Source organism: Brevibacterium sp. H602 (assembly GCF_051172395.1).
In the GTDB taxonomy this organism is placed as follows: Bacteria; Actinomycetota; Actinomycetes; order Actinomycetales; family Brevibacteriaceae; genus Brevibacterium.
The window spans coordinates 98,426-117,267 of the sequence record NZ_JBPIZD010000010.1 but is presented as its reverse complement, the minus strand read 5'-3'; the positions used below and the strand labels follow the sequence as shown (position 1 = coordinate 117,267).

Genomic DNA, 18,842 nt, shown 5'->3' with positions numbered 1-18,842 from the left:
CCTGATTGACTTCAGAGTAAAAATAATTGTACTTTGAGTAAATGAGATCTGAGCCACAGAATGAGAATCTTCTCGGAGAACGCTTACGGAAGCGCCGTTTGGCTCTGCAGCTGACCCTCAAGGAAGTCGCAGAGGAAGCCGGCATCACGACGGGATACCTATCCCAGCTTGAGCGCGGCATTGCGATGGGAAGCGTGGCGACCTTACAAAACGTCTGCGGCGTGATTCGACTCAACGTCGGCGACCTGTTCAACGAACCGAATGTTGAAGGCAGCCCTGTCCTTCGGTTCGCCGATGCCGCGCGCAAGAGATTCGGCAATGAAGCGTCGAAGGTCAAGATTTCTCCGTCGCACTTCGATCATCTTGAAGTGCTCGTGGGGCACTTCGAGCCCGGTGGGGACACCGGAGTCGAACCCTACACTCACGGGGCGTCCGAGGAGATCCTTCTAGTCATCGAGGGTGAGGTCGAAGTCACCGTCGACGGCACGACCAACCGATTGGCCGCATTGGATTCGCTTCACTACAAGAGCGATCAACCCCACCGGGTGGCCGAAGCCACCGGCACCGCAGCCGCACGCGTCGTGTGGATGATGGCTCCTCCGACGTACTGAAACCAGTTGATTGCACCAACGACGCTGCTCCCATGAAAGAAGGAAGACGTTGACATCGATCCACAATGATGTGAAACCAGTGGCGCGCCAGGCCCGTGCGCGAAGTGTTGGAGGCATGGCCTTCACCGAGCTCTGGGAGAGGTTCTCCTTTTATGGCCTTCAGAGCATCCTGGCCTTTTACCTCCTCTACGAGCTCGACAGGGGTGGACTGGCTCTGGGTTCTGCTGCGTCGGCAGGGATTGTCGGCGCGTATGGGGGAGCGGTATACATCGCTCAGCTCGTCGGCGCGTGGTTGGGGGAGCGTGTCCTCAGCCCGAAGCGTCTCGTGCTCATCGGCGGAATAGTCATCGCCCTCGGCCATATCGCGCTGGCGTTCGTCCCGGGAATGCCAGGGCTCTCGGTTGGTCTCGTTCTTATTATTCTCGGAACGGGAGCGCTGAAGACCAACATCACTTCGATCGTCGGATTCGTCCTCGAGAACGAGACGGACGCCAGGAGGGACGCAGGTTTCTCGTACTTCTACATGGCGATCAACACCGGCGCAGTACTCGGGCCCCTCGCTACGGGGTTCGTGCAGGAGAGCTGGGGCTTCCACCCCGGATTTGCTCTCGCCGCAATCGGAATGATCGTCGCCCTCGTGCAATACGTGTTCTCGTCACGGAACCTCCCAGAACGGGCTGGGCAGATCACTCGCCCCCTGTCGCGGACGGGTGCACGCAATGCCATCGGCCTGACCTTTGTCGCGATCATTGCCATCATCATCGCCGCGTGGACCGGCGTGCTGGCTGCGGAGAGCCTGTCCACCGTTGCCACAGTGGTTGCTCTTGTCGCGGCGGCGATCTATTTCGGGGTGATGCTCTCGTCGAAGAAGGTCTCCAGGTCGGAGAAGCGGCGAGTTGGTGCATACATACCCTTGTTCCTGGCTGCTGGCTTGTACTTCGGATTCCTGTTCCAGAAGTTCACCGCCGTTTCGATCCTCATCCAAGACCGGGTGGATCGCGATCTCGGCGGGTGGTCCTTCCCTGTCGGGTGGGTCGCGATGGTCAGCCCGCTAGCGGGTGTGTTGGCCGCGCCGCTCATCGCGTCCCTGTGGAAGAAGCTGGGTGCGCGGCAACCGCGAGCCGGGGCAAAGTTCTCGATCGGAATGATCCAGATCGGCGTGGGCTTCTTCTTCATCCTTTTCATCTCCGCGTTGGTGTACCAGGAAGCAATTCCGGTGCTTCTGGTCCTGCTCTTCATGGTGATCGTCGGCAGTTCTGAGAACTTCGTCGGGCCCATTGGACTTGCACTGGCGACACAAATCGCGCCCAAAGCTTTTACCGCTCAGATGGTCGCAGTGAACTTCTTGACGCTGGCGCTCGGCTCGTCACTGTCCGGCCTGCTCGGACAACTCTTCGCAGCCATCCCGAATAATGCGTACTTCGCCGGTATCGGCACTGTCGCAGTTCTCGTGGGACTGATCCTGCTACTCGTGCGCAAGCCGCTGCAGCGAAATTTATACGCCGGACTGGACTGACCGTCGAACCTAAAGGAAGTTGATCGTATGAACACCCCTCGCATTGCAGTAATCGGAACGGGGACTATCGGCTCACAGGTGTTGTGGCAATTGGCTCGGCGGGGCGTCGATGCTGTGGGTTACGAGCTCTACAGTCCCGGTCATCCGCGAGGAGCCGCAGGCGGCGAATCGCGTCTGTTCAGGTACGTCGAGCTCGAAGACATGCGTTACTTCCCGGTGGTCCAACGTGCTGACGAACTCTGGAATGAGCTGCAGGAGACGGCCCTCCCGCGACTTCGCTCCTTGGACGGAGCGTTGACGATTATCGAAGAAGGCACTGTTGCATCGACAACAGCTCTAGGATCGGCCGAGCTTCTCGGTGACCGAGCCGAGGTGATCTCGCAGGATGCTATGAGACACCGATATCCGGACTTGAACCTTCATGAGAACGAGTTCGGAGTCCTCGACCGTGACGCTGGGACCATCTATCCAGATCGTGCGATCCAAGCAGCAGCCAACGCTGCCATCGGACAAGGGGCATCAATTCGCACAGAATCCAGAGTGACCAGGATTGAACAGCGCGGAGCCCAGGTGCGAGTGACGACAGGCGACAGCGACGAACTGTTCGAGAAGGTGGTTGTAGCGGCCGGTGCGTGGACGTCGGCATTGCTTCCCGATATTGCGCCGTTGCTGGCTCCGCGCCGGCTGCTGTCGACGTGGTTCCTTCCGCGCCCTGGTCATGACCTTTCCGGGCTCATGCCGTACATCAGGGCTGCCCCGAACTATTCTTACGGACTCCCGACGGCCGACGGGGCGGCGATGAAGCTCGGACTGGGATTTGCCAATCACATGGCGGTCGACTCTCCTGATGACGCTGACGTCCGTGTCGGTGAATCGGACCTGACCGCGGTGCGCGAACTGGTCCGTGATTTCTTCCCGAACCTCGAGTCGTATCCAATGCGGATCAACCCATACTTCGAGGCGTATACGCAGTCTCGCATTGAGTACGTGGGGCGGCATCCTTCCATGGGCAAGGTCCTGGTCATGGCCGGTTTCTCGGGCAAGGGATTCAAGACGTCGCCAGCGATTGGTGAGCTCGGAGCGCAGTTGGCCCTTGAGCAGGAGATTGGTGAGGAATACTCGTTCATTGTTGAACAGGACCATCAGCCCTTCTGAGCCAATCTGAATCGCCAACATGAGGGGTCCGTTCTTGCTTATCCGAGCGGGCCCCTCAGGTTGGCTTGGTCGATCGGTTTGCGCTCTAGCGCATCGACTTAATTGCCTCCTGAATGACATGGTGCCCTTGGTCTATTGCATCCCGTTGATCATGAGTTACCTCGTGAACGGGGTACTCGTCGAATGCCCAAACGAACGGATCGGGAGTGAGTTTCTCGATGCCAGCTAGAGTTTCGACGACAGCAAGTCCGCAGAGCGGGACGTAGGCAGGTGAGTAGCCCCCCTCATGCGAGAAGACGAGCTTTCCTTCGCAGAGTGAGTCGGCCGCAGACATGAGGACATTAGTTATCTGCGCATAGCCTGCGGCTGTAACGCACATCCGACCCAAAGGGTCTGCCACCGACGCGTCGAATCCGCAGCTGACGATGATCACTTCGGGGCGAAACGCTTCGAGAGCTGGGACGACGTTCTCGGCAACAGTGGCAATATACGCGCCGTTGCCGCATCCGGCGGGAAGCGGCAGATTGATGTTGGTTCGTTTGCCTTCCTCACTTCCAGTCTCGTCGAACTTGCCACTGTCCAGAGGAAACAGGCGGTCTTGGTGGACGGAGATCGTCAGTACCTCCGGATCATCCCAAAAGATCTTCTGTGCTCCGTTGCCGTGGTGGACATCGATGTCGACGATGGCAATTCGGCGTGCCTTTCCCTGACGTCTGGCTTCATTGATTGCGATGCTGACATTCGAGAAGATGCAAAACCCGCGACCCTGTTGAGGCTCCGCGTGGTGGCCTGGGGGACGTACGAGCGCGTACGAGTTGTCGACGGTACCGTCAAGCACGTTGAGGAGCGCCGATGTCGTTGCGCCGGCTGCCATCTGTGCGATTTCATAGCCGCCGGGGCCAAAGGGCGAGGTGCCGTCACCGGCGTCACCGCCTCCTGAATTGCTCTGATCGATGATGCGGTCGACGTAATCTTCCGTGTGCACCGAAAGGATTTGTTCCTTTGTGGCAGGGTCAAATTCCAGGTCGGTCAGATTCTTTCGAAGGCCGCTGACCTCGATGAGGCTCGCCATTCGCGTTTTCGACGCGGAGCTTTCAAAGTGCTCAAGCGGCTGAAGCAAGCCGCCTGCAGGGAGGAAGCCGACGTGGGTAGAGGTGTCGTGCCATCCGAAGCGTTCGTGCCAAATGTAGCCGGTCCTGCGTGTAGTCGTGCGTTCTGCCTTGGTCATGATGCTTGCTTCTCGTCCTTCTGGATCTGATTGAGTTCGTCGAAGAGGTTGTCGACTCGAGTCTGTTCGTGCGCGTTATTGGGCATGAGCAGGCTGACTGCAACCATCACTCCGGTGTTGACGATCAGCCCGACAATTCCTGAGGTCATCCCGCCTAGCCAGGGCACGGAGATCGGGTAGAAGATTTGCACGATAGCGGCGGTACCGAAGCCGAGCACCATTCCCAGGATGGCGCTGAGCGCAGTTGTTCGTCGCCAGAAAATGCCGAGGAACAGTGTCGGGGCGAGCTGGCAGATTCCTTGGTAGGAAACTTGGGCCCACAGCACGAGCCCTGTTGTGGTAGATGCGGTTGCCAGCGCCCCGAGTGATGAAAGGATCGTGATAGCAGCCACGGAGATCTTGCCGATCCGTGCGTTCTGAATCTCTTGTTTCCTCATCGGTCCGATGATGTCGTTGGCGGTCATGGCTCCGATTGCCTGGAGGTTCGCGCCGACGTTGCCCATTGAGCCGCACAGCACGCAGATGCCGGCGAGGCCGAGCAGCAGGGGACCTCCGAATGAAGCCAAGACGAACCACACGGTGTCCGGTGCTGCGGCGACCTCTGGCACTGAGGACGCCAGCAGTGCCATCACGTTGAGTGCGGTGGCGAAGACGAGCAGGATCGGAACTGCCTGGACGGATGTGCGCCGGATGGTGCTCACACCGTTCTGCGTGAAGAGGCGAACGAAGATGTCCGGCCAGCACCATCCGCCCAGTGCTCCAGTAAGAACGAGCGAAAACAAATACAGTGGACCAAGCTCGCTTCCTGGTCCGGGCAGAATGAGGAGCGCAGGGTCGACTTGGGCGAATCCGTGGTTGTTGGCGATGAGCCAGACGATGAGTCCGAAGATGACAATGAATCCCATCAAGTACGCGGCGATTCCCTGAATCAAGTCGGAGATCATTACGCCTCGCATACCGAACTTGACGGTCCAGATCTGTCGGATAGTCAGAACGATGACTCCCAGGACAACGGCGAGCACGGGCCCGATGACTCCGTCGGACGAGAAGCTGAAAATGAGCGCCAACGACTGCATTCCCAGAACGACCCATGGGACTGATGCAACGACCCCGATGATTGCTGCGATAACGCGGACTGGCGTCGAGCCATAGCGGAGTCCGAGTAGGTCTGCTTGGGTACGGAGATCGTAACGATTTCCCCAGAGGTAGGCGGGCTTGGCCAACAGAAACATGATGATGGCGGCAAAGACGCTGTACTGGACCAGATAGAACCCTGTCACGCCGCTGCCAGCAGTGAGCCCTGCGAAGGAAATGAAGACAGTACCCGGCAACCAGGTATTGATGAACGCGGCGGTTCCGTAGACGGAGTTGAACGACCGGCCGCCAGTAGCGTAGTCAGAGAAGGAAGAGTCTTTGGCTGAGGTGCGCTCCATGACGATGATGACGAAAATGAAGAAGACGGCAATCATGCCGAACGTGATCCACATGCTCAGTCGCCTCCCTCAGCGGTGAGAGTGATCCTGTTGAGAATGATAACCAATGCCGAGACGAGAACAGAACTGCCGACGATGTAGGCAAATGACCACCAGGCTTGGCCAAAGATCCAGTGCAGGGGTGGGAAGAGTATGAGGACGGTGGCAAGAGCAATGATTGCCCTGACCGTTCGGGTGGGACTTGTCTTCTTTGACATGTGCATCAACCTTCGAAACGTTTGACTGCCATATGCCGGAACGTTCCGGCATTGATGAAGTGTAGTCATGCTCGTTAGCTCCGTGTCAAGAGCTCGGCCGCCAACGGCTGTCTGACTGACCGAAGGGCAAACGGTCCGACGCTCGTCATCGGTGCTGATACTGTTCCCATATGACGCGCCCCTCGCCCACGCTGCATGATCTCGCCGCTCACGTCGGATTGTCCGTGACAACGGTGTCTGATGCGCTGCGTGGGCAAGGTCGAGTTGCCGAGGCCACACGGTCCAAGATTCTCAAGGGCGCGGCCGAGTTGGGATACTCGCCAAATCGACCCGCGCAGTCTCTTCGTAGCGGGTCGAGCCTCAACGTCGGGATCTACATTCCCCGGCGGGTGCTCGGGATGGAGTTTTACATGGCGTTTGCGATGTCGGTCGCAGACGAGCTGGGACAGTATGGGTACGACTTGACGATCATTTCCGATGCGAAGGAACCGCGGCGGTGGACACAGTTCGCTGTGGTGGTGGTCGTAGACGCGTGCTTGAGCGACGGTCCGTTGCACGAGAATCTCGATAATGGGTCAACCGTATTTACCGCCGGTCGAATTGAGGGGTTGCCGGACAGTCGGTTGGCTGGACTGATCGAGATTGACTATTGGAAGATGCTAACGGAGGCACTCGACGGGCTCGAACAGCAAGGTGAAGTGACTTCGCCCTTCCTCATCGCGTTCGAGCCGTTGGACAAGTATTCGTGGTCTCAGATGCTCATCGACTCGTTCGAGCATTGGTGCACCGTGCGGGGGTTGGAACCTGATGTGTTCACGGTCTCTCCAGACCCGAATTCGTGGTTGTTTTCTGACGATTTCTCACGACGAATCAGCGAGGGGAAATCGTATGATCTGATTGTTCACGGAGGGACGCTTCTGTCGATGGCCGCACGTACCCAGAAGCTGTACACCGAGCTTATTGAACCGGAGTCAATACGCACGGCAGTTCTGACGACGAGTGAAATTGAAACCCGACTCATCGATTGCGACGTCGCTCTTAACATCCGCGCAAAGGAATTCGGAGCGGCAATGGCCCGTCTATGCCTGAAGCGGTTGCTCAATGGGACGCGAACCTTTGCTCACGAATGGTTCGAGCACGAGGTAGTCATGACCGAAGCCTCCTAAGGAGGCGCTCCTTACCCTCTCGCCTCAGATCCGCTGGTCCAAGTCGTTTCGCATAGTTCGGTGTTGCGAACACCACCTAAGTGAAACTTGGTGCGTTCCCATGACGCTGCGGGGTGTACAGACTGAGAAATCTAACTTCGCTCCTTCCCTGGTGAGACCGATCCTCTTGGTTTGAATGCGGAGTGCATCCTGCATTTGATCAGTTTGCCCTAGGCGACACGACGTTGACACAGATGCAACGGTTGTGGCTTATGCACAATGGTGAAGTTCAAATGCTGTGAATGTATTGTGGCATCTAGCGACCAGGCGGTGCATATTATGAGGGACATGCCAATGACTTTCAGTGCAACGCCGCCCGAATCTCTCCCCCGCAATCACGTTTCAAAGCGGACGCAGGCAGTTTATTCACTCGTACAAAACGTTCCGGGCTCCGGCTTACCTCACTTGAGCGACGAGACGCCACTAGTGGGCTTGATCGATCTCGACCTTGTCGACGTCCTCTTCAAAGATCTTGAAGCAGCTTTTGTTATTCCCGGGACAACTCTCCACGCGGTTGCGTGTAAGGCTGCACCGGTCAGGGGCCTGCTCCAAAGGTACGCAGATATGGGGGCTGGCTGTGAGGTTGCGAGCAAGGGCGAGCTTGAGCTGGCGCTGGCGTCTGGATTCTCTCCGGACAGGATTGTCTTCGACTCACCAGCAAAGACCTGGTCTGAGCTGAGACAAGGGCTTGAGCTCGGAGTGTCGATGAACATCGACAACTTCGACGAACTCAGCCGCGTAGATGAAATTCTGTCTGATCGGGAGCCTCTGTTGACCCGTAAAGATATGCCAGTGATCGGTCTGAGGATCAATCCTCAGACGGGCTCTGGAGACATCGAAGCACTTAGCACGGCATCGAAGACCTCGAAGTTCGGTATTGGCCTGTCTGATCTTGGTACCCGGGCGGAAGTTGTTCAAGCCTATCTGGACCGCCCTTGGATGACGCAGATTCACATACATTCGGGTTCACAAGGGGTCAGCCTCCAACACGCTGCACAAGGAATTTCGCAGGTAGTTGCACTCGCTCAGGAAGTCAATGATCTATCTGCGCGCCGTGGAGGCAGTGATAAGCAGATCAAGCGCATTGACATTGGGGGAGGGCTTGCAGTCAACTTCGCCGACGACGAAGTCACGCCTACTTTCGCAGACTATCGGAAGGTCCTCGAAGACGCTGTTCCTGAACTGTTCGACTTCGACCTCGTGACAGAGTTCGGACGAGCTCTCCTCGCCAAAACCGGAACGATTGTGACACGCGTTGAGTATGTGAAGTCCGCAGGCGATCGCAAGATTGCAGTTACTCATGCGGGCGTTCAGGTGGCGACTCGAACTGCCTATGCGCCGAAAGATTGGCCATTGCGAATTCTGCCCTTTGATGCCGATGGTTTGCCGAAAGAACAGGGAGAACTGGTCGCTCATGATATTGCAGGACCTGCCTGTTTCGCTGGTGACCTTCTAGCACGAGACACAATGTTGCCGCTTCTTCAGCCTGGAGACATTGTGGCCGTGCCAGAAACTGGAGCGTACTACTTCAGCAACCACTTCTCGTACAACCTATTGCCTCGGATCCCAATTTACGCCTACTACGGCGATCGGGATCAGCAATACGTGCTTCTCAGGCGAGGACAGACAACTGAGGAAATCCTTGCTGAGGCCTCCATCTAACGGAACCTCATTAAAACGTCACAACTCTTGAATTAGGAGAATGAAGTGAGAAACGAAGCTCTTCCCGATACACCAACTTCGAAAAAGTCATCCAATGCATATGAGACGGCGCTAACTCCAGGGAGATCAAGGTTGATCTGGGTTATCTCTACGATTGGCGTTGTCCTCGCCGTTGTCGCAGCGTTCATGTCTGACGGTCCGACGCTGTGGGGGCTTCTCCCAATCGTCCTCTACGCTGTATTGGCGATCCTGGGGATGGACATCGTGGTAGCGACTGTTGTCGCGGTGGTCTCAGGCATCATCATCTCGAAGATGGGAGCCATCGAGATCGGAGAGATGCTCGGAGAATCGTTGGCAGACCAGATCACGATCATCGGCCTCATCATCATGCTCGGTGCAGGTGTCGGCGAGGTTCTCAAAGTGACCGGTGTCGCCCAAAGCATCGTCTCGACCGTGATGCACGTGTTCGGACGAAGCGGCAAAAACATGATGGTCTTCGGCGTCATGGCCTCCTGCCTGATCCTGGTGGCGGCTCTCGGCACGCTGGCCGGTGCCATTGCGATCGCCGCACCGATTCTCCTCCCGATTACAGCTCGGCTTGGGTACACAAAGTCGGCTACGGCGTCGATGCTTTTCATCGGCGGTTGTGCAGGGCTTGCCCTCGCGCCGTTCGCAGGCTCGAATGTCGCGATCATGGAAGCGGCCGAGGTGAACTACGGACAGTACGTCCTTTACGGTGGCGGACCGATTGCCCTGCTCTCCCTGGTAGTCGGAGTGCCAGTGGTAGCGCTGATGCAGCGTTGGACGGCCAGAAAGAATGACTTCTATTCGACCGAGGAAGTAGGAGAAGCGAAATCTGGTGAGACCCCCGGATCGCGGTTGCCGACGTTCGTCTTTCTCGCACTCTTAGCAGTATCTGTTGTCTTCGCCGCTGTCACGTCGGCCGGAACCACTTTCCCCCTTCTCGCTTTGCCTATCCTCGGTGTCGCCACTGCCATCGCAAGTCGGATGAGAGTAGCGGACATCGTCTCCACCATCTATCGAGGATGCTCGCAGGTCATCAGCATCTTCATCCTTTTCTGGTTGCTAGCGGCCCTCTTCATCATTATCGACAAGTTGGCTCCGTTCGACGTCGTCATGGACCTATTCGGCGCACAGCTCGAATCTGCGTCCCCGTTCGTCTTCACGATCATCATCGCTTTGTTGGGCTGGGTCGGTGTACCCGGAGCTACTGCGGCGCAGGTGGTTCTGCTCGACAAGGTGTTCGGCGAACTCGGAAATACGCTCGGTGTGAGCGCCGGCTCGTGGGTCATTGTGCTTCTCTTCGCATCGAAAGCAGACACATACGGGCCGTTCCCCAACGGAAACATGGTGGGAGTCATGGGGCTCGCACGGTCAACGAACCTCCGCAATATGCTGTTCACAGGATGGATGCTCCTAGTTCCCGCTTGCATCATGTACTTCCTCATTCTCTTCGTCGAAACGAGGTAAACAATGTTTGATCTTCTCATCACCAACGCACACATCATCGATGGCAGCGGACGTCCGGGATTCCACGGGGAAGTCGGGATCCGCGACGGAAGAATCGTCCATGTCTCCGACACTCTCGAGACTGCTTCTGGCGAGGCGGAGCGCGAAAAGTCGCAAAGCGATGTCGATTCGCTGGACGAAGCACGGGCGAGTCAATCAATCAATGCTCACAACCAAGTGCTTGCCCCTGGCTTCATCGATCTGCATTCCCACTCTGACTTCTCAGTCATGGCAGATCCGGCAGCGGAGACACAACTGCTGCAAGGCGTCACCACTGCTCTTGTCGGAAACTGCGGGTCCTCGCCATTCCCAGCACGGTCAGTTGCTCAGGTCCAGCGTGACAATGCCCACCTTGACGCAGAGTTCACCGCCGATTGGACCGTAGCTCAGGGGTTCGCCGAGGCAGTGCAAGCAATCGGACCAGGTATTAACATCGCCCTGCAAGTCGGGTTGTCGAGTATTCGCTCGTACGTGATGGGACCGGTCGACGCCGTTCCGGATATGGACCAGCTGGCCTCGATGAAGGCACAGGTCGCGGAGGCGGCCTCAGCTGGGGTATACGGATTCTCCAGTGGACTCATTTACGCTCCGGGTATGTATTCTCTGCCGAACGAGGTAGCTGCGCTAGTAGCAGAAGCTGCAGCGCACGACTTGCTTTACTCGACTCATATGCGCAACGAGTCCCATAGTCTTCTCTCCGCAGTCGATGAAGCTTTAGATGCGGCCGCTGTCGCCGGAGCCAGGCTGGAAATCTCCCATCTCAAAGCTATGGGGCCCGAGAACTACGGCTCGCCGGCTTTCGCGCTGGAACGGATTGAACGAGCGCGAGAGGACGGACTCGATGTCAAAGCCGATGTCTATCCATACACAGCCTCAAGTACGAGACTGACCTCGAGACTGCCCGGATATGCGATGGACGGTGGGCAAGAGGCACTGATGGAACGACTCGCTGATCCGATGACGCGATCGAGGATTGCAAGCGATATGGCAGCTCGATTTGGAAGAGACATCGATCCTGAGGGAGTCGTTATCTCTGCTCTCGGTAACGGGGACAGTGATGACGACTATACATGGGCGATCGGGAGCTCCATCGCGCAGATCGGTAGAGCAGAGGGTTGCAACGCAGAAGAAGCTGCAATGCGTGTCCTCGCAGCTCACGGGGCCTCTGTCGGGATTGTCAACCACGCGATGGATCCTGCCGATGTCTCGAAGGTGCTTTCTCATCCGCTCGTCTCGGTCGCGAGCGACGGTTGGACACTGAAGCCCGAAGGGGAAGGTATGCCGCACCCCCGTTCGTTCGGAACATTCGTCAGGGTACTGGGCAAATATGTGCGCGACGAAGGCCTGATCACCCTGGAAGAGGCTGTCCGCAAGATGACCAGTCAACCAGCCGAACGAATGAGGTTGGTCGATCGCGGTCTAATCGCACAGGGAAACTTTGCTGACCTTGCAATATTCGATCCTGACACAGTCCGAGAAAATTCGACGTATGGCGATCCTTGGCAACTTGCAAGCGGAGTCTCGACCGTACTCATCGGCGGCGAGTTTGCTGTCTTCGACGGTCAGGTCACAGCGAATCGGCACGGTGAGGTACTGAGGAAATGCTGACTTCGAATAGGTATCCATCGAGGCCCAGCTAGAGGGAGATCGGGTGAGGTAAAGGTGATACGAGAAACACAGCTTTCTCACGCCGCGCGGATCGCATTGGTTAGGACTGACCACAGTTGGATCGGCGTCAATATAAGAAGCTGTTGCAATCTAAGCAAAGTTCCACACGTCGAGACCACTATTGCTGATCGCCGAACGAGCAGTATCGACCATTTCTTCAATATGGGGCCGCATTCGGACGTTTGGGCCGCCGACCGTAATAGCTGCGGCCAAAGACGAGCCGATCTTGAGCCCAAGAGCGAATGCGGACACATCTGCGACGGTTTCGCCGATGTTGAGACCGTAGCCTCTTTTCCGTACTGATTCGATTTCGACTTCAAGGGTCTCTTCGTCGAGATCTTCTGACGCTAAGACATGCGCCTTGAGCTCTGGAGTCTCAGACGCTGCCAGAAGAATCTTGCCGGCACTCGTGGGCCAGAGCGGTCGGCGGGTGTGCATCTCGGGGTTGTAGCCGATCCGCTGGTTGGACGGGACCGAGTGGACGTAGGTCAGCTCGTGATCGAGGAATACGGCGAGGGTGATGGTTTCACCGAGCTCCTGTCCGAGTTTGTTCATCACTGGTGATGCAAGTTCGACGAGGGAAGTCGCCTGTGACGCCAGCAGGGTATGAGCGCCTAGGCCGAAGACGAAGTGCCCGGCCGCGTTCTCCTTCAAGTAGCCCTCTGCCTCGAGTCCGCGCACGAAACCGTAGACGGATGACTTCGGAGCGTCCAGATGCTCAGCGATCTCAGAAAGTGTCGCGCCGTTGGGGGACCGCACGACGAACTCGAGGATGCCGATGACACGGCTGACCGTCCGGTGCTTCTCAACCATGAAGCCAGCCTAGATGACGCGCTCGGCCACATGCCGACGTTTCATGTTCATTCGATCGTGTCGTCGGCAGCAAGGGCGGGGTAGTAGACGTTGATGAGCTCAAGTGGCTCTGATGAGAGGACCTCGACGTGGTGGGCGACGTCGGTCGGGATCAGGACTGAGTCGCCTCCGCCCAGCTCGAGGGTTTGTGCACCGAGTTCGACTGAGCAGCGGCCCGAGAGGATGTGGAGGAATTGGGTGCTCTTGAGATGTCGGTGGGGGAGTGCAGACCCGCCGTGCTCGATCGTTCCTCGTACGACGGAGACTTCGCCGTTAGCATCGTCACCGGGCAAGAGCCTGAGATTTGATGTCAATGTGTGGCGCGGCGGAGTGTAGGCTTCGAGTTCCTCACCGACATAGTGCTTGATCGATTCGTTGGTCATTTGTTTCTCCTTTGTTCGATGAGAGCTGTGATGGCCTCGCGATCCCCGTCGGCTGGTGACGCCAGATTGACTGGCTGCAGTGGTGACTCGGAATAGCCGACGTTCGGTGTGGTTCGCCAATAGCTGCCTTCTGTGGGGTGATCAACCCGTTCCACAGTTCCGCGCCGTCTGAGGTATTCATCGTCGACGAGGTCTTCGATCCTGTTCACTGCTTGGGCCGGGATGTCGTGGTCATGGCAGAGCTTGATGACTTCGCCTGTCGAGCGGTGAGCAGCGAATTCCGCAATGAGAGTCTGTGTTTCTTCGACATGGGCGTTGCGGTCGCGGTTCGTTGGATAAGGCACAGTTCCGTCAGCGACGGTTGGATTATCAATGGCGAGGAAGTCTCTCCATTGTCGATCGTTGTAGGGCAGCACGCAGACCCATCCGTCTGTGGTGCGGTGTGGCCGCCGAGCTGGATTGATTGTTCGGTGCCAACCAGCGTCTCCCAGAGGAGGCTCAAACGTGTAGTCATTGAGCTGTTCGACCATGTTGAAGTCGGACATGACATCGAACATGGGGACATCGACCCACTGCCCGAGTCCGGTGATATGGCGGCGGTGGATCGCAGCGAGCCCGGAATAGACCATCGACAGGGCGCAGACTTTGTCGGCGACGACGTACGGAGCGTACTGAGGCCGGCCCAATGATTTCCGATAGACATCGCTGAGACCACTGGCCGCTTGAATGATGTCGTCATACGCGGGCCGGTCACGTTCTGGGCTGATCGAAGAGAATCCTTGGGCCGTAATGAGAACACACTGTGGATTGATCTCAGCAACGGAATCCCAGTCGAACCCATATTTCTGACGTTGTCGCGGAAGGTAGTTGGTGACGATGAGGTCGGCGATTCCGATGAGCTCGTTCAGCGTCTGCTGGTCGTCGGCGTCTGAGAAGTCGAGCGTGATGTTCTTCTTCCCGTCTCCGAGGCTGAGCGCGGCGGCAGACATCCCGGGGTTTCGGGACTGGCCGGACCGCCGGATGACATCTCCGCTCGGAGCTTCGATGTGGATGACCTCTGCACCGAGTTTGGCGTAGAGCCTTCCGGCCAGGGGGCCCATGATGACCGTGGCGATCTCGACAACTATCAGTCCGTCGAGCGGCCCTTTGACCTGAGTATTCTGCACGGGTTGTGTGTGCGTCATAGACTTCCCATCATTTCTGGCAATATGAGGACGATTTGCGGAAAGGCGAAGAGCAGGACACCGACGGCCAAGATCGCAAAGACGAACGGAATGCTGCCGCGGAAGACATCCTCAACCGGCATTCTGGCTGCTTGAGCGACGACGAAGACATTGAGGCCGAGTGGTGGAGTGATCAGCCCGATTTCGGCCAGCAGAATGACGACGATTCCGAACCAGATCGGATCGAAACCGAGCTCCGTCACAACGGGCAGTGTCACCGGCACGGTCAGCGCGATGATCGCCATCTGGTCCATGAAGAAGCCGAGAATGAGGTAGCCAAAGGCGATGATCGCAACGATGACGATCGGAGCAATCGGCAGCGCCGAGAGTGAATCGACCAAATGAGGTGTCACCTGCGATTCAGTGATGAAGTGGCCGAAGACGTGGGCGGCCATGATGATCGTCAGGATCATGATCGATGAGCTCAGTGCCTCAGCGAACGATTTTGTCAGGTTCGTCCAGTTGAGCTTCTTTTTGCCGAGCATCAGTCCTAGTGCACCGAGGCATCCGACTGCGGCGGCTTCGGTTGCGGTCGTGACGCCGAGGAAGACCAGGCCAACGACGATGATGAAGAGTGCAGCGATCGGCAAGAGGCCGGCAAGACTGCGGAACTTCTCGCGTCCGGTGCTGGCTTCGCCTCGTGGTGCTGATGACGAGTTGAACGTGATCAGAATGGTGATCGTGATGGCGAGTGCCACAGCTACGAGGAGGCCGGGGATGATTCCGGCGATGAGGGTCGGTCCGACTCCTGCTTCGGCTGTGATGGCGTAGAAGATGAGGAGCACGCTGGGTGGGATCATGGCCGCCAGTGTTCCTGCTGCGGCCACGACTCCGGCGCTGAGGCGTTTGTCGTAGCCCTGGCGGATGAGTTCGCCGGTTGAGGTGTGAGCGAGTGTCGCTGCCGCAGCGGTGGATGATCCCGAGACTGCAGCGAAGATGGCACCGGCCCCTACAGCCGCATGCGCTGTTCCGCCGCGCATTCGGCCAACGAGGACCTTTGCTGAGTCGAACAGGCTAGAGAGTGCGCCGCTGTGGAGGACGAACTGTGCCATGAGGATGAAGAGCGGGATAGCTGCCAGTGAATTGTTGCTGACTGCGCTTTGCGGGATCGTCATCAGTACACCGATGACATCGGCAGGGCCGCCGAGCGCCAACAGGCCGACGATGCCGCTGATCAGGATGGCAAAGGCGATTGGTATGCGGAGCAGGATGAGGGCCAGCAAGAGTGCCGTGATGGTGAGTACTAGCATCAGGCTGCACCGCCTTTGATGAAGGTCTTGGATTCCAGGAGAATGACTACAGCGGTGAACAGGCTCCCGATTGGGAGGAATGCCTGCCAGATCCAGCTATAGATCGGAAGCTGGGATGACAGTGGCGGTGGGATGTCACCGTGTTTGAGGGCTTCGAGCATTGTGATCGTCCCAGCGATGGCCAACGCAGCGATTCCCACGAAGACGACGATGAGGCTGAGCCATCGTGCGGCTGACTGCACGTTGGCCGGAAGGTGCTCATACAGCATGTCCGCAGCGACGTGTGCGCTGACTGCGTAGCCCCACGGCATGCCGAGGAAGACGATGGCCGGCAGCAGAACTTTTTCGATGAACGAGACGTTCCAGCCCAGGGGGCTTCCAGCGAAGTATCGCAGCACGACCTCAGTAAGCATGAGGACAGTGATCAGCGCGAGTGCGATGATCGCACACCATTTTGATGTGGACACGATCGCCGTGTGGATGCTGCCGTAGCGATGAGTAGAGGGGTCAGGAGTTTGATCGATTTCGCTCATTCTTGGTCACCGCCTTCTCGAATTCGGTCAGTATTTCGGTACCGGGGAGGCCAGCTGAATCGAGGCTTGTAGCCCAATCAGACTTTGCACGGCTTAGTTCACTAGTCCACTGATCTTTGGCATCGCCAGTGATTGGGACGAGCTCGACGCCGGCGTCTTTCATCAGTGATTCGGCTTCGGACTTTTCTTTGTTGAGGCCATCGCACAAGGATTGCTGGGCTTGAGCGGCTGCGTCAGTGACTTCGCCCTGTTCCTGCGGGCTAAGACCATCCCAGGTGCGTTCACTGATGACATAGGGGATGCCAACAGAGCCGAGGTTGAGGCCCTTGGTCGAGTAGTTGGCGACCTGCTCGAGGTTGTACGAGGGGACGCTGACAAATGGCATGGCGGTTCCATCGACGGTGTTACGTGTCATCGCCTCGTAGGTATCTGCCGCAGACATGCTCACTGCCGATGCCCCGATGGTTTCCATGGTGACGTCGAATGCACCACCCGAGGAGCGGAGGAGCAGTCCACGCACGTCAGCGGGATCTTCGACTTTGGCGTTGCTCGTCATCACTTCGTATCCGGGGATGATCGAGACCCAAAGAGGTCGGAGTCCGCGGTCCTCATATTCCTCTTTGTAAAGGATTCCGTCCTCGTCGAGTAGGTCCATCATCGAATCAGACGCGACGCAGGCATCTGTCGTCATCATGGGCAGGTCGCCGACACTGGACAGTGGAAGTTTGTCTTCCAGGTACGCGGCCGATGCCGGGCCGATGTCGATGTTGTCGGTGGAAATGAGAGAGGCAAGATCCTCGGCGTTCCCCATCTGACCTGACGGGTAGTACTCGGTGTCGATGCCGTCTTCTTTGAGCTTTTCGAGGAAGACGCTGACTCCGTACTTGCCGAACGGGTGCTTGGGAGAATACGAGTCGGCCAGGCCGAGAGTTGGATTCCCGGATCTCTCCACTGGTGCACAGCCCGCAGTCGCAGTGACCGCCAGAAGTACACCGGCTGCCAAAGGGAGTAATGAGCCTTTGAGTCTTGGGCGCGTGCCCGAGCTTTTGTATCGCGACATGACCTCACTGTCCTTCGCATATAGAAACGATAGTTCGTATATCCGAAACTGAGCTTATGCTTATGGACATGCCGAGTCAATCCGACATCGAGAGATAGTCAACGTGGGGAGAGGAATGCGTGAAGCCCAGCGTGGTTCGCTGTACCTACCAATTGCCCCGATTCGTGTATCGAAATCTGGGTTAACGACCTAGTTAAATGACTGCCTGGTCCCAATCGCTGAGAAGGTATAAGACACCAAACCGAAGCATTGGACTGGCGAGCTTCTATCCGAGAGGAAGTACCCAGGTTTGGCATGAAAAAGTTGGCCCATCGGCCGTAATGTTATGCCTCGTGAAGGGTTGTCTCCCATGCTTTGACGAGGTTGACTACCGTCGAATTCGCAGGAGTCGGCACTCCGACGTCTGCCCCGAAGCGGACGACGGAACCGTTGATCACGTCGATCTCACCTCGGGAACCTCGCAGTGCGTCGAGCAGCATAGACGGCTTTGCGTCCGGGATGTTTCCCGCAAGGGTACGCACGTGGTGGACGGGGTCGGTGATTTGGATGGGTACTTCCAGCGCTTGTGCGACGGCAAAGGCTTCTAAAAGGCATGCTCGAGAGACTTGCCAGGCGTTCTCGTCTGTCATCATTTCGCCGATGGTGAGCTTGTTGAGCACTCCGGGGCCGGAGAACGCCACATTCATGATCAGCTTTTCCCAGATGACACGAGATGGGTCACGCAACGAGGTCGCGTCGAAGCCCGCAGAGCGCCAGATCTCGACAACTTTGTCGACTTTAGGCATCGGCAGATCTGAATATGGAGAGAAGCGGACTAATGCCATTCCGTTGTGATGTGCGTGTCCTGGTTCGGGTACCGAGGCACCGAATCCGCCCACGACCCCAAGGCATAGTTGAGATTGCGGTAGATGCGGAGCGACGAGATCCATCGATCCGACTCCGTTCTGGATCGACTGGACGACTGTGTTCCGACTGACCAGCGGTGCTGTATCGAGCGCTGCTTGCTCAACGTCATAGGCTTTCGTGGCGATGACAATCAGGTCGAAATCTGCGGCGAGCCCGTCGGCCGTCGTGCTCACCGAGTCGAGTTGGACTGTGCGGTCGCCGCTGGCACCGGTGACTCTTAGGCCATGAGCCGCGATCGCATCCATGTGGTCAGCTGCCAGCCCCACTCCGTGGACTTCGTGGCCGGCGCTCTTCATCAGCGCAGCATAGACCGAGCCGAGTGCCCCTAGCCCCATAATAAGTATCTTGGCCATCGTTCTTCTCTCCTTTG

Annotated in this window: 17 protein-coding genes; 7 read left to right on the top strand and 10 right to left on the bottom strand. The window is 57.5% G+C overall.

Going from position 1 to position 18,842, the window contains the following annotated elements; genetic code table 11:
• Positions 1-41: 41 nt before the first annotated feature.
• The 3 genes from ACSBQT_RS09520 to ACSBQT_RS09510 all read left to right on the top strand — a co-directional run bounded on the left by ACSBQT_RS09520 (position 42) and on the right by ACSBQT_RS09510 (position 3,282).
• Positions 42-611 (top strand): cupin domain-containing protein, encoded by a 570-nt coding sequence (locus tag ACSBQT_RS09520; RefSeq protein ID WP_410710749.1) that lies wholly within the window; start codon positions 42-44, stop codon positions 609-611.
• Positions 612-726: 115 nt separating this feature from the next.
• Entirely contained in the window at positions 727-2,127 is a 1,401-nt protein-coding gene (locus ACSBQT_RS09515; protein ID WP_435001639.1) for a peptide MFS transporter, read from the top strand.
• 27 nt (positions 2,128-2,154) lie between these two features.
• On the top strand, positions 2,155-3,282 hold the full coding sequence (locus tag ACSBQT_RS09510; protein WP_410710747.1) for an FAD-dependent oxidoreductase: 1,128 nt from the start codon (positions 2,155-2,157) through the stop codon (positions 3,280-3,282).
• A gap of 85 nt (positions 3,283-3,367) precedes the next feature.
• Here ACSBQT_RS09510 and ACSBQT_RS09505 read toward each other — a convergent pair whose 3' ends face one another.
• From ACSBQT_RS09505 to ACSBQT_RS09495, 3 genes are read right to left on the bottom strand one after another with little or no spacing between them, the layout of a single operon-like run.
• The gene (locus ACSBQT_RS09505; protein ID WP_410710746.1) at positions 3,368-4,510 is read right to left on the bottom strand and encodes a class II histone deacetylase; all 1,143 of its coding nucleotides are present in this window, start codon (positions 4,508-4,510) and stop codon (positions 3,368-3,370) included.
• Positions 4,507-5,997, bottom strand: a complete 1,491-nt coding sequence (locus ACSBQT_RS09500; protein ID WP_410710745.1) for a sodium:solute symporter family protein — start codon at positions 5,995-5,997, stop codon at positions 4,507-4,509. Before ACSBQT_RS09500 ends, ACSBQT_RS09505 begins: the two co-directional genes overlap by 4 nt.
• Before the next feature lie 2 nt (positions 5,998-5,999).
• Positions 6,000-6,200 carry a hypothetical protein gene (locus tag ACSBQT_RS09495; RefSeq protein WP_410710744.1) on the bottom strand — a complete coding sequence of 67 codons (201 nt, stop codon included), beginning with the start codon at positions 6,198-6,200 and terminating at the stop codon, positions 6,000-6,002.
• A gap of 170 nt (positions 6,201-6,370) precedes the next feature.
• On the opposite strand from ACSBQT_RS09495, the gene ACSBQT_RS09490 reads away from it, so the two are divergent.
• From ACSBQT_RS09490 to ACSBQT_RS09475, 4 genes are all read left to right on the top strand, one after another.
• Positions 6,371-7,366, top strand: coding sequence for a LacI family DNA-binding transcriptional regulator (locus tag ACSBQT_RS09490; RefSeq protein WP_410710743.1), 996 nt, complete (start codon positions 6,371-6,373; stop codon positions 7,364-7,366).
• A 327-nt stretch (positions 7,367-7,693) separates the two neighbouring features.
• Entirely contained in the window at positions 7,694-9,067 is a 1,374-nt protein-coding gene (locus ACSBQT_RS09485; protein WP_435001638.1) for a diaminopimelate decarboxylase, read from the top strand.
• Positions 9,068-9,112: 45 nt separating this feature from the next.
• Positions 9,113-10,558: a Na+/H+ antiporter NhaC family protein gene (locus ACSBQT_RS09480; RefSeq protein WP_435001637.1), complete on the top strand. Its 1,446-nt coding sequence runs from the start codon at positions 9,113-9,115 to the stop codon at positions 10,556-10,558.
• 3 nt (positions 10,559-10,561) lie between these two features.
• Positions 10,562-12,205, top strand: a complete 1,644-nt coding sequence (locus tag ACSBQT_RS09475; protein WP_410710740.1) for an N-acyl-D-amino-acid deacylase family protein — start codon at positions 10,562-10,564, stop codon at positions 12,203-12,205.
• A gap of 150 nt (positions 12,206-12,355) precedes the next feature.
• On the opposite strand, the gene ACSBQT_RS09470 is transcribed toward ACSBQT_RS09475, so the two are convergent.
• The 7 genes from ACSBQT_RS09470 to ACSBQT_RS09440 form a co-directional block, all read right to left on the bottom strand.
• Positions 12,356-13,078, bottom strand: coding sequence for an IclR family transcriptional regulator (locus tag ACSBQT_RS09470; RefSeq protein ID WP_139908212.1), 723 nt, complete (start codon positions 13,076-13,078; stop codon positions 12,356-12,358).
• A 47-nt stretch (positions 13,079-13,125) separates the two neighbouring features.
• Positions 13,126-13,500 (bottom strand): cupin domain-containing protein, encoded by a 375-nt coding sequence (locus ACSBQT_RS09465; RefSeq protein ID WP_410710739.1) that lies wholly within the window; start codon positions 13,498-13,500, stop codon positions 13,126-13,128.
• Positions 13,497-14,684: a CaiB/BaiF CoA transferase family protein gene (locus ACSBQT_RS09460; protein WP_410710738.1), complete on the bottom strand. Its 1,188-nt coding sequence runs from the start codon at positions 14,682-14,684 to the stop codon at positions 13,497-13,499. Before ACSBQT_RS09460 ends, ACSBQT_RS09465 begins: the two co-directional genes overlap by 4 nt.
• A complete protein-coding gene (locus ACSBQT_RS09455) occupies positions 14,681-15,973 on the bottom strand; it encodes a TRAP transporter large permease (RefSeq protein WP_410710737.1) in 1,293 nt (430 codons plus the stop codon). The genes ACSBQT_RS09460 and ACSBQT_RS09455 overlap by 4 nt, the downstream gene beginning before the upstream one ends.
• Positions 15,973-16,440, bottom strand: a complete 468-nt coding sequence (locus ACSBQT_RS09450; RefSeq protein ID WP_410710736.1) for a TRAP transporter small permease — start codon at positions 16,438-16,440, stop codon at positions 15,973-15,975. The genes ACSBQT_RS09455 and ACSBQT_RS09450 overlap by 1 nt, the downstream gene beginning before the upstream one ends.
• 40 nt (positions 16,441-16,480) lie before the next feature.
• Positions 16,481-17,566 carry a TRAP transporter substrate-binding protein DctP gene (gene dctP, locus ACSBQT_RS09445; protein WP_410710735.1) on the bottom strand — a complete coding sequence of 362 codons (1,086 nt, stop codon included), beginning with the start codon at positions 17,564-17,566 and terminating at the stop codon, positions 16,481-16,483.
• Positions 17,567-17,889: 323 nt separating this feature from the next.
• Entirely contained in the window at positions 17,890-18,825 is a 936-nt protein-coding gene (locus ACSBQT_RS09440; protein ID WP_410710734.1) for a ketopantoate reductase family protein, read from the bottom strand.
• Positions 18,826-18,842 lie beyond the last annotated feature (17 nt).

Coding starts and splice junctions, on each gene's coding strand:
- ACSBQT_RS09500 (WP_410710745.1), bottom strand. CDS start 5,997: ATGTGGATCACGTTCGGCATGATTGCCGTCTTCTTCATTTTCGTCATC.
- ACSBQT_RS09455 (WP_410710737.1), bottom strand. CDS start 15,973: ATGCTAGTACTCACCATCACGGCACTCTTGCTGGCCCTCATCCTGCTC.
- ACSBQT_RS09510 (WP_410710747.1), top strand. CDS start 2,155: ATGAACACCCCTCGCATTGCAGTAATCGGAACGGGGACTATCGGCTCA.
- ACSBQT_RS09465 (WP_410710739.1), bottom strand. CDS start 13,500: ATGACCAACGAATCGATCAAGCACTATGTCGGTGAGGAACTCGAAGCC.
- ACSBQT_RS09485 (WP_435001638.1), top strand. CDS start 7,694: ATGCCAATGACTTTCAGTGCAACGCCGCCCGAATCTCTCCCCCGCAAT.
- dctP (WP_410710735.1), bottom strand. CDS start 17,566: ATGTCGCGATACAAAAGCTCGGGCACGCGCCCAAGACTCAAAGGCTCA.
- ACSBQT_RS09515 (WP_435001639.1), top strand. CDS start 727: ATGGCCTTCACCGAGCTCTGGGAGAGGTTCTCCTTTTATGGCCTTCAG.
- ACSBQT_RS09440 (WP_410710734.1), bottom strand. CDS start 18,825: ATGGCCAAGATACTTATTATGGGGCTAGGGGCACTCGGCTCGGTCTAT.
- ACSBQT_RS09495 (WP_410710744.1), bottom strand. CDS start 6,200: ATGTCAAAGAAGACAAGTCCCACCCGAACGGTCAGGGCAATCATTGCT.
- ACSBQT_RS09460 (WP_410710738.1), bottom strand. CDS start 14,684: ATGACGCACACACAACCCGTGCAGAATACTCAGGTCAAAGGGCCGCTC.
- ACSBQT_RS09475 (WP_410710740.1), top strand. CDS start 10,562: ATGTTTGATCTTCTCATCACCAACGCACACATCATCGATGGCAGCGGA.
- ACSBQT_RS09505 (WP_410710746.1), bottom strand. CDS start 4,510: ATGACCAAGGCAGAACGCACGACTACACGCAGGACCGGCTACATTTGG.
- ACSBQT_RS09490 (WP_410710743.1), top strand. CDS start 6,371: ATGACGCGCCCCTCGCCCACGCTGCATGATCTCGCCGCTCACGTCGGA.
- ACSBQT_RS09520 (WP_410710749.1), top strand. CDS start 42: ATGAGATCTGAGCCACAGAATGAGAATCTTCTCGGAGAACGCTTACGG.
- ACSBQT_RS09470 (WP_139908212.1), bottom strand. CDS start 13,078: ATGGTTGAGAAGCACCGGACGGTCAGCCGTGTCATCGGCATCCTCGAG.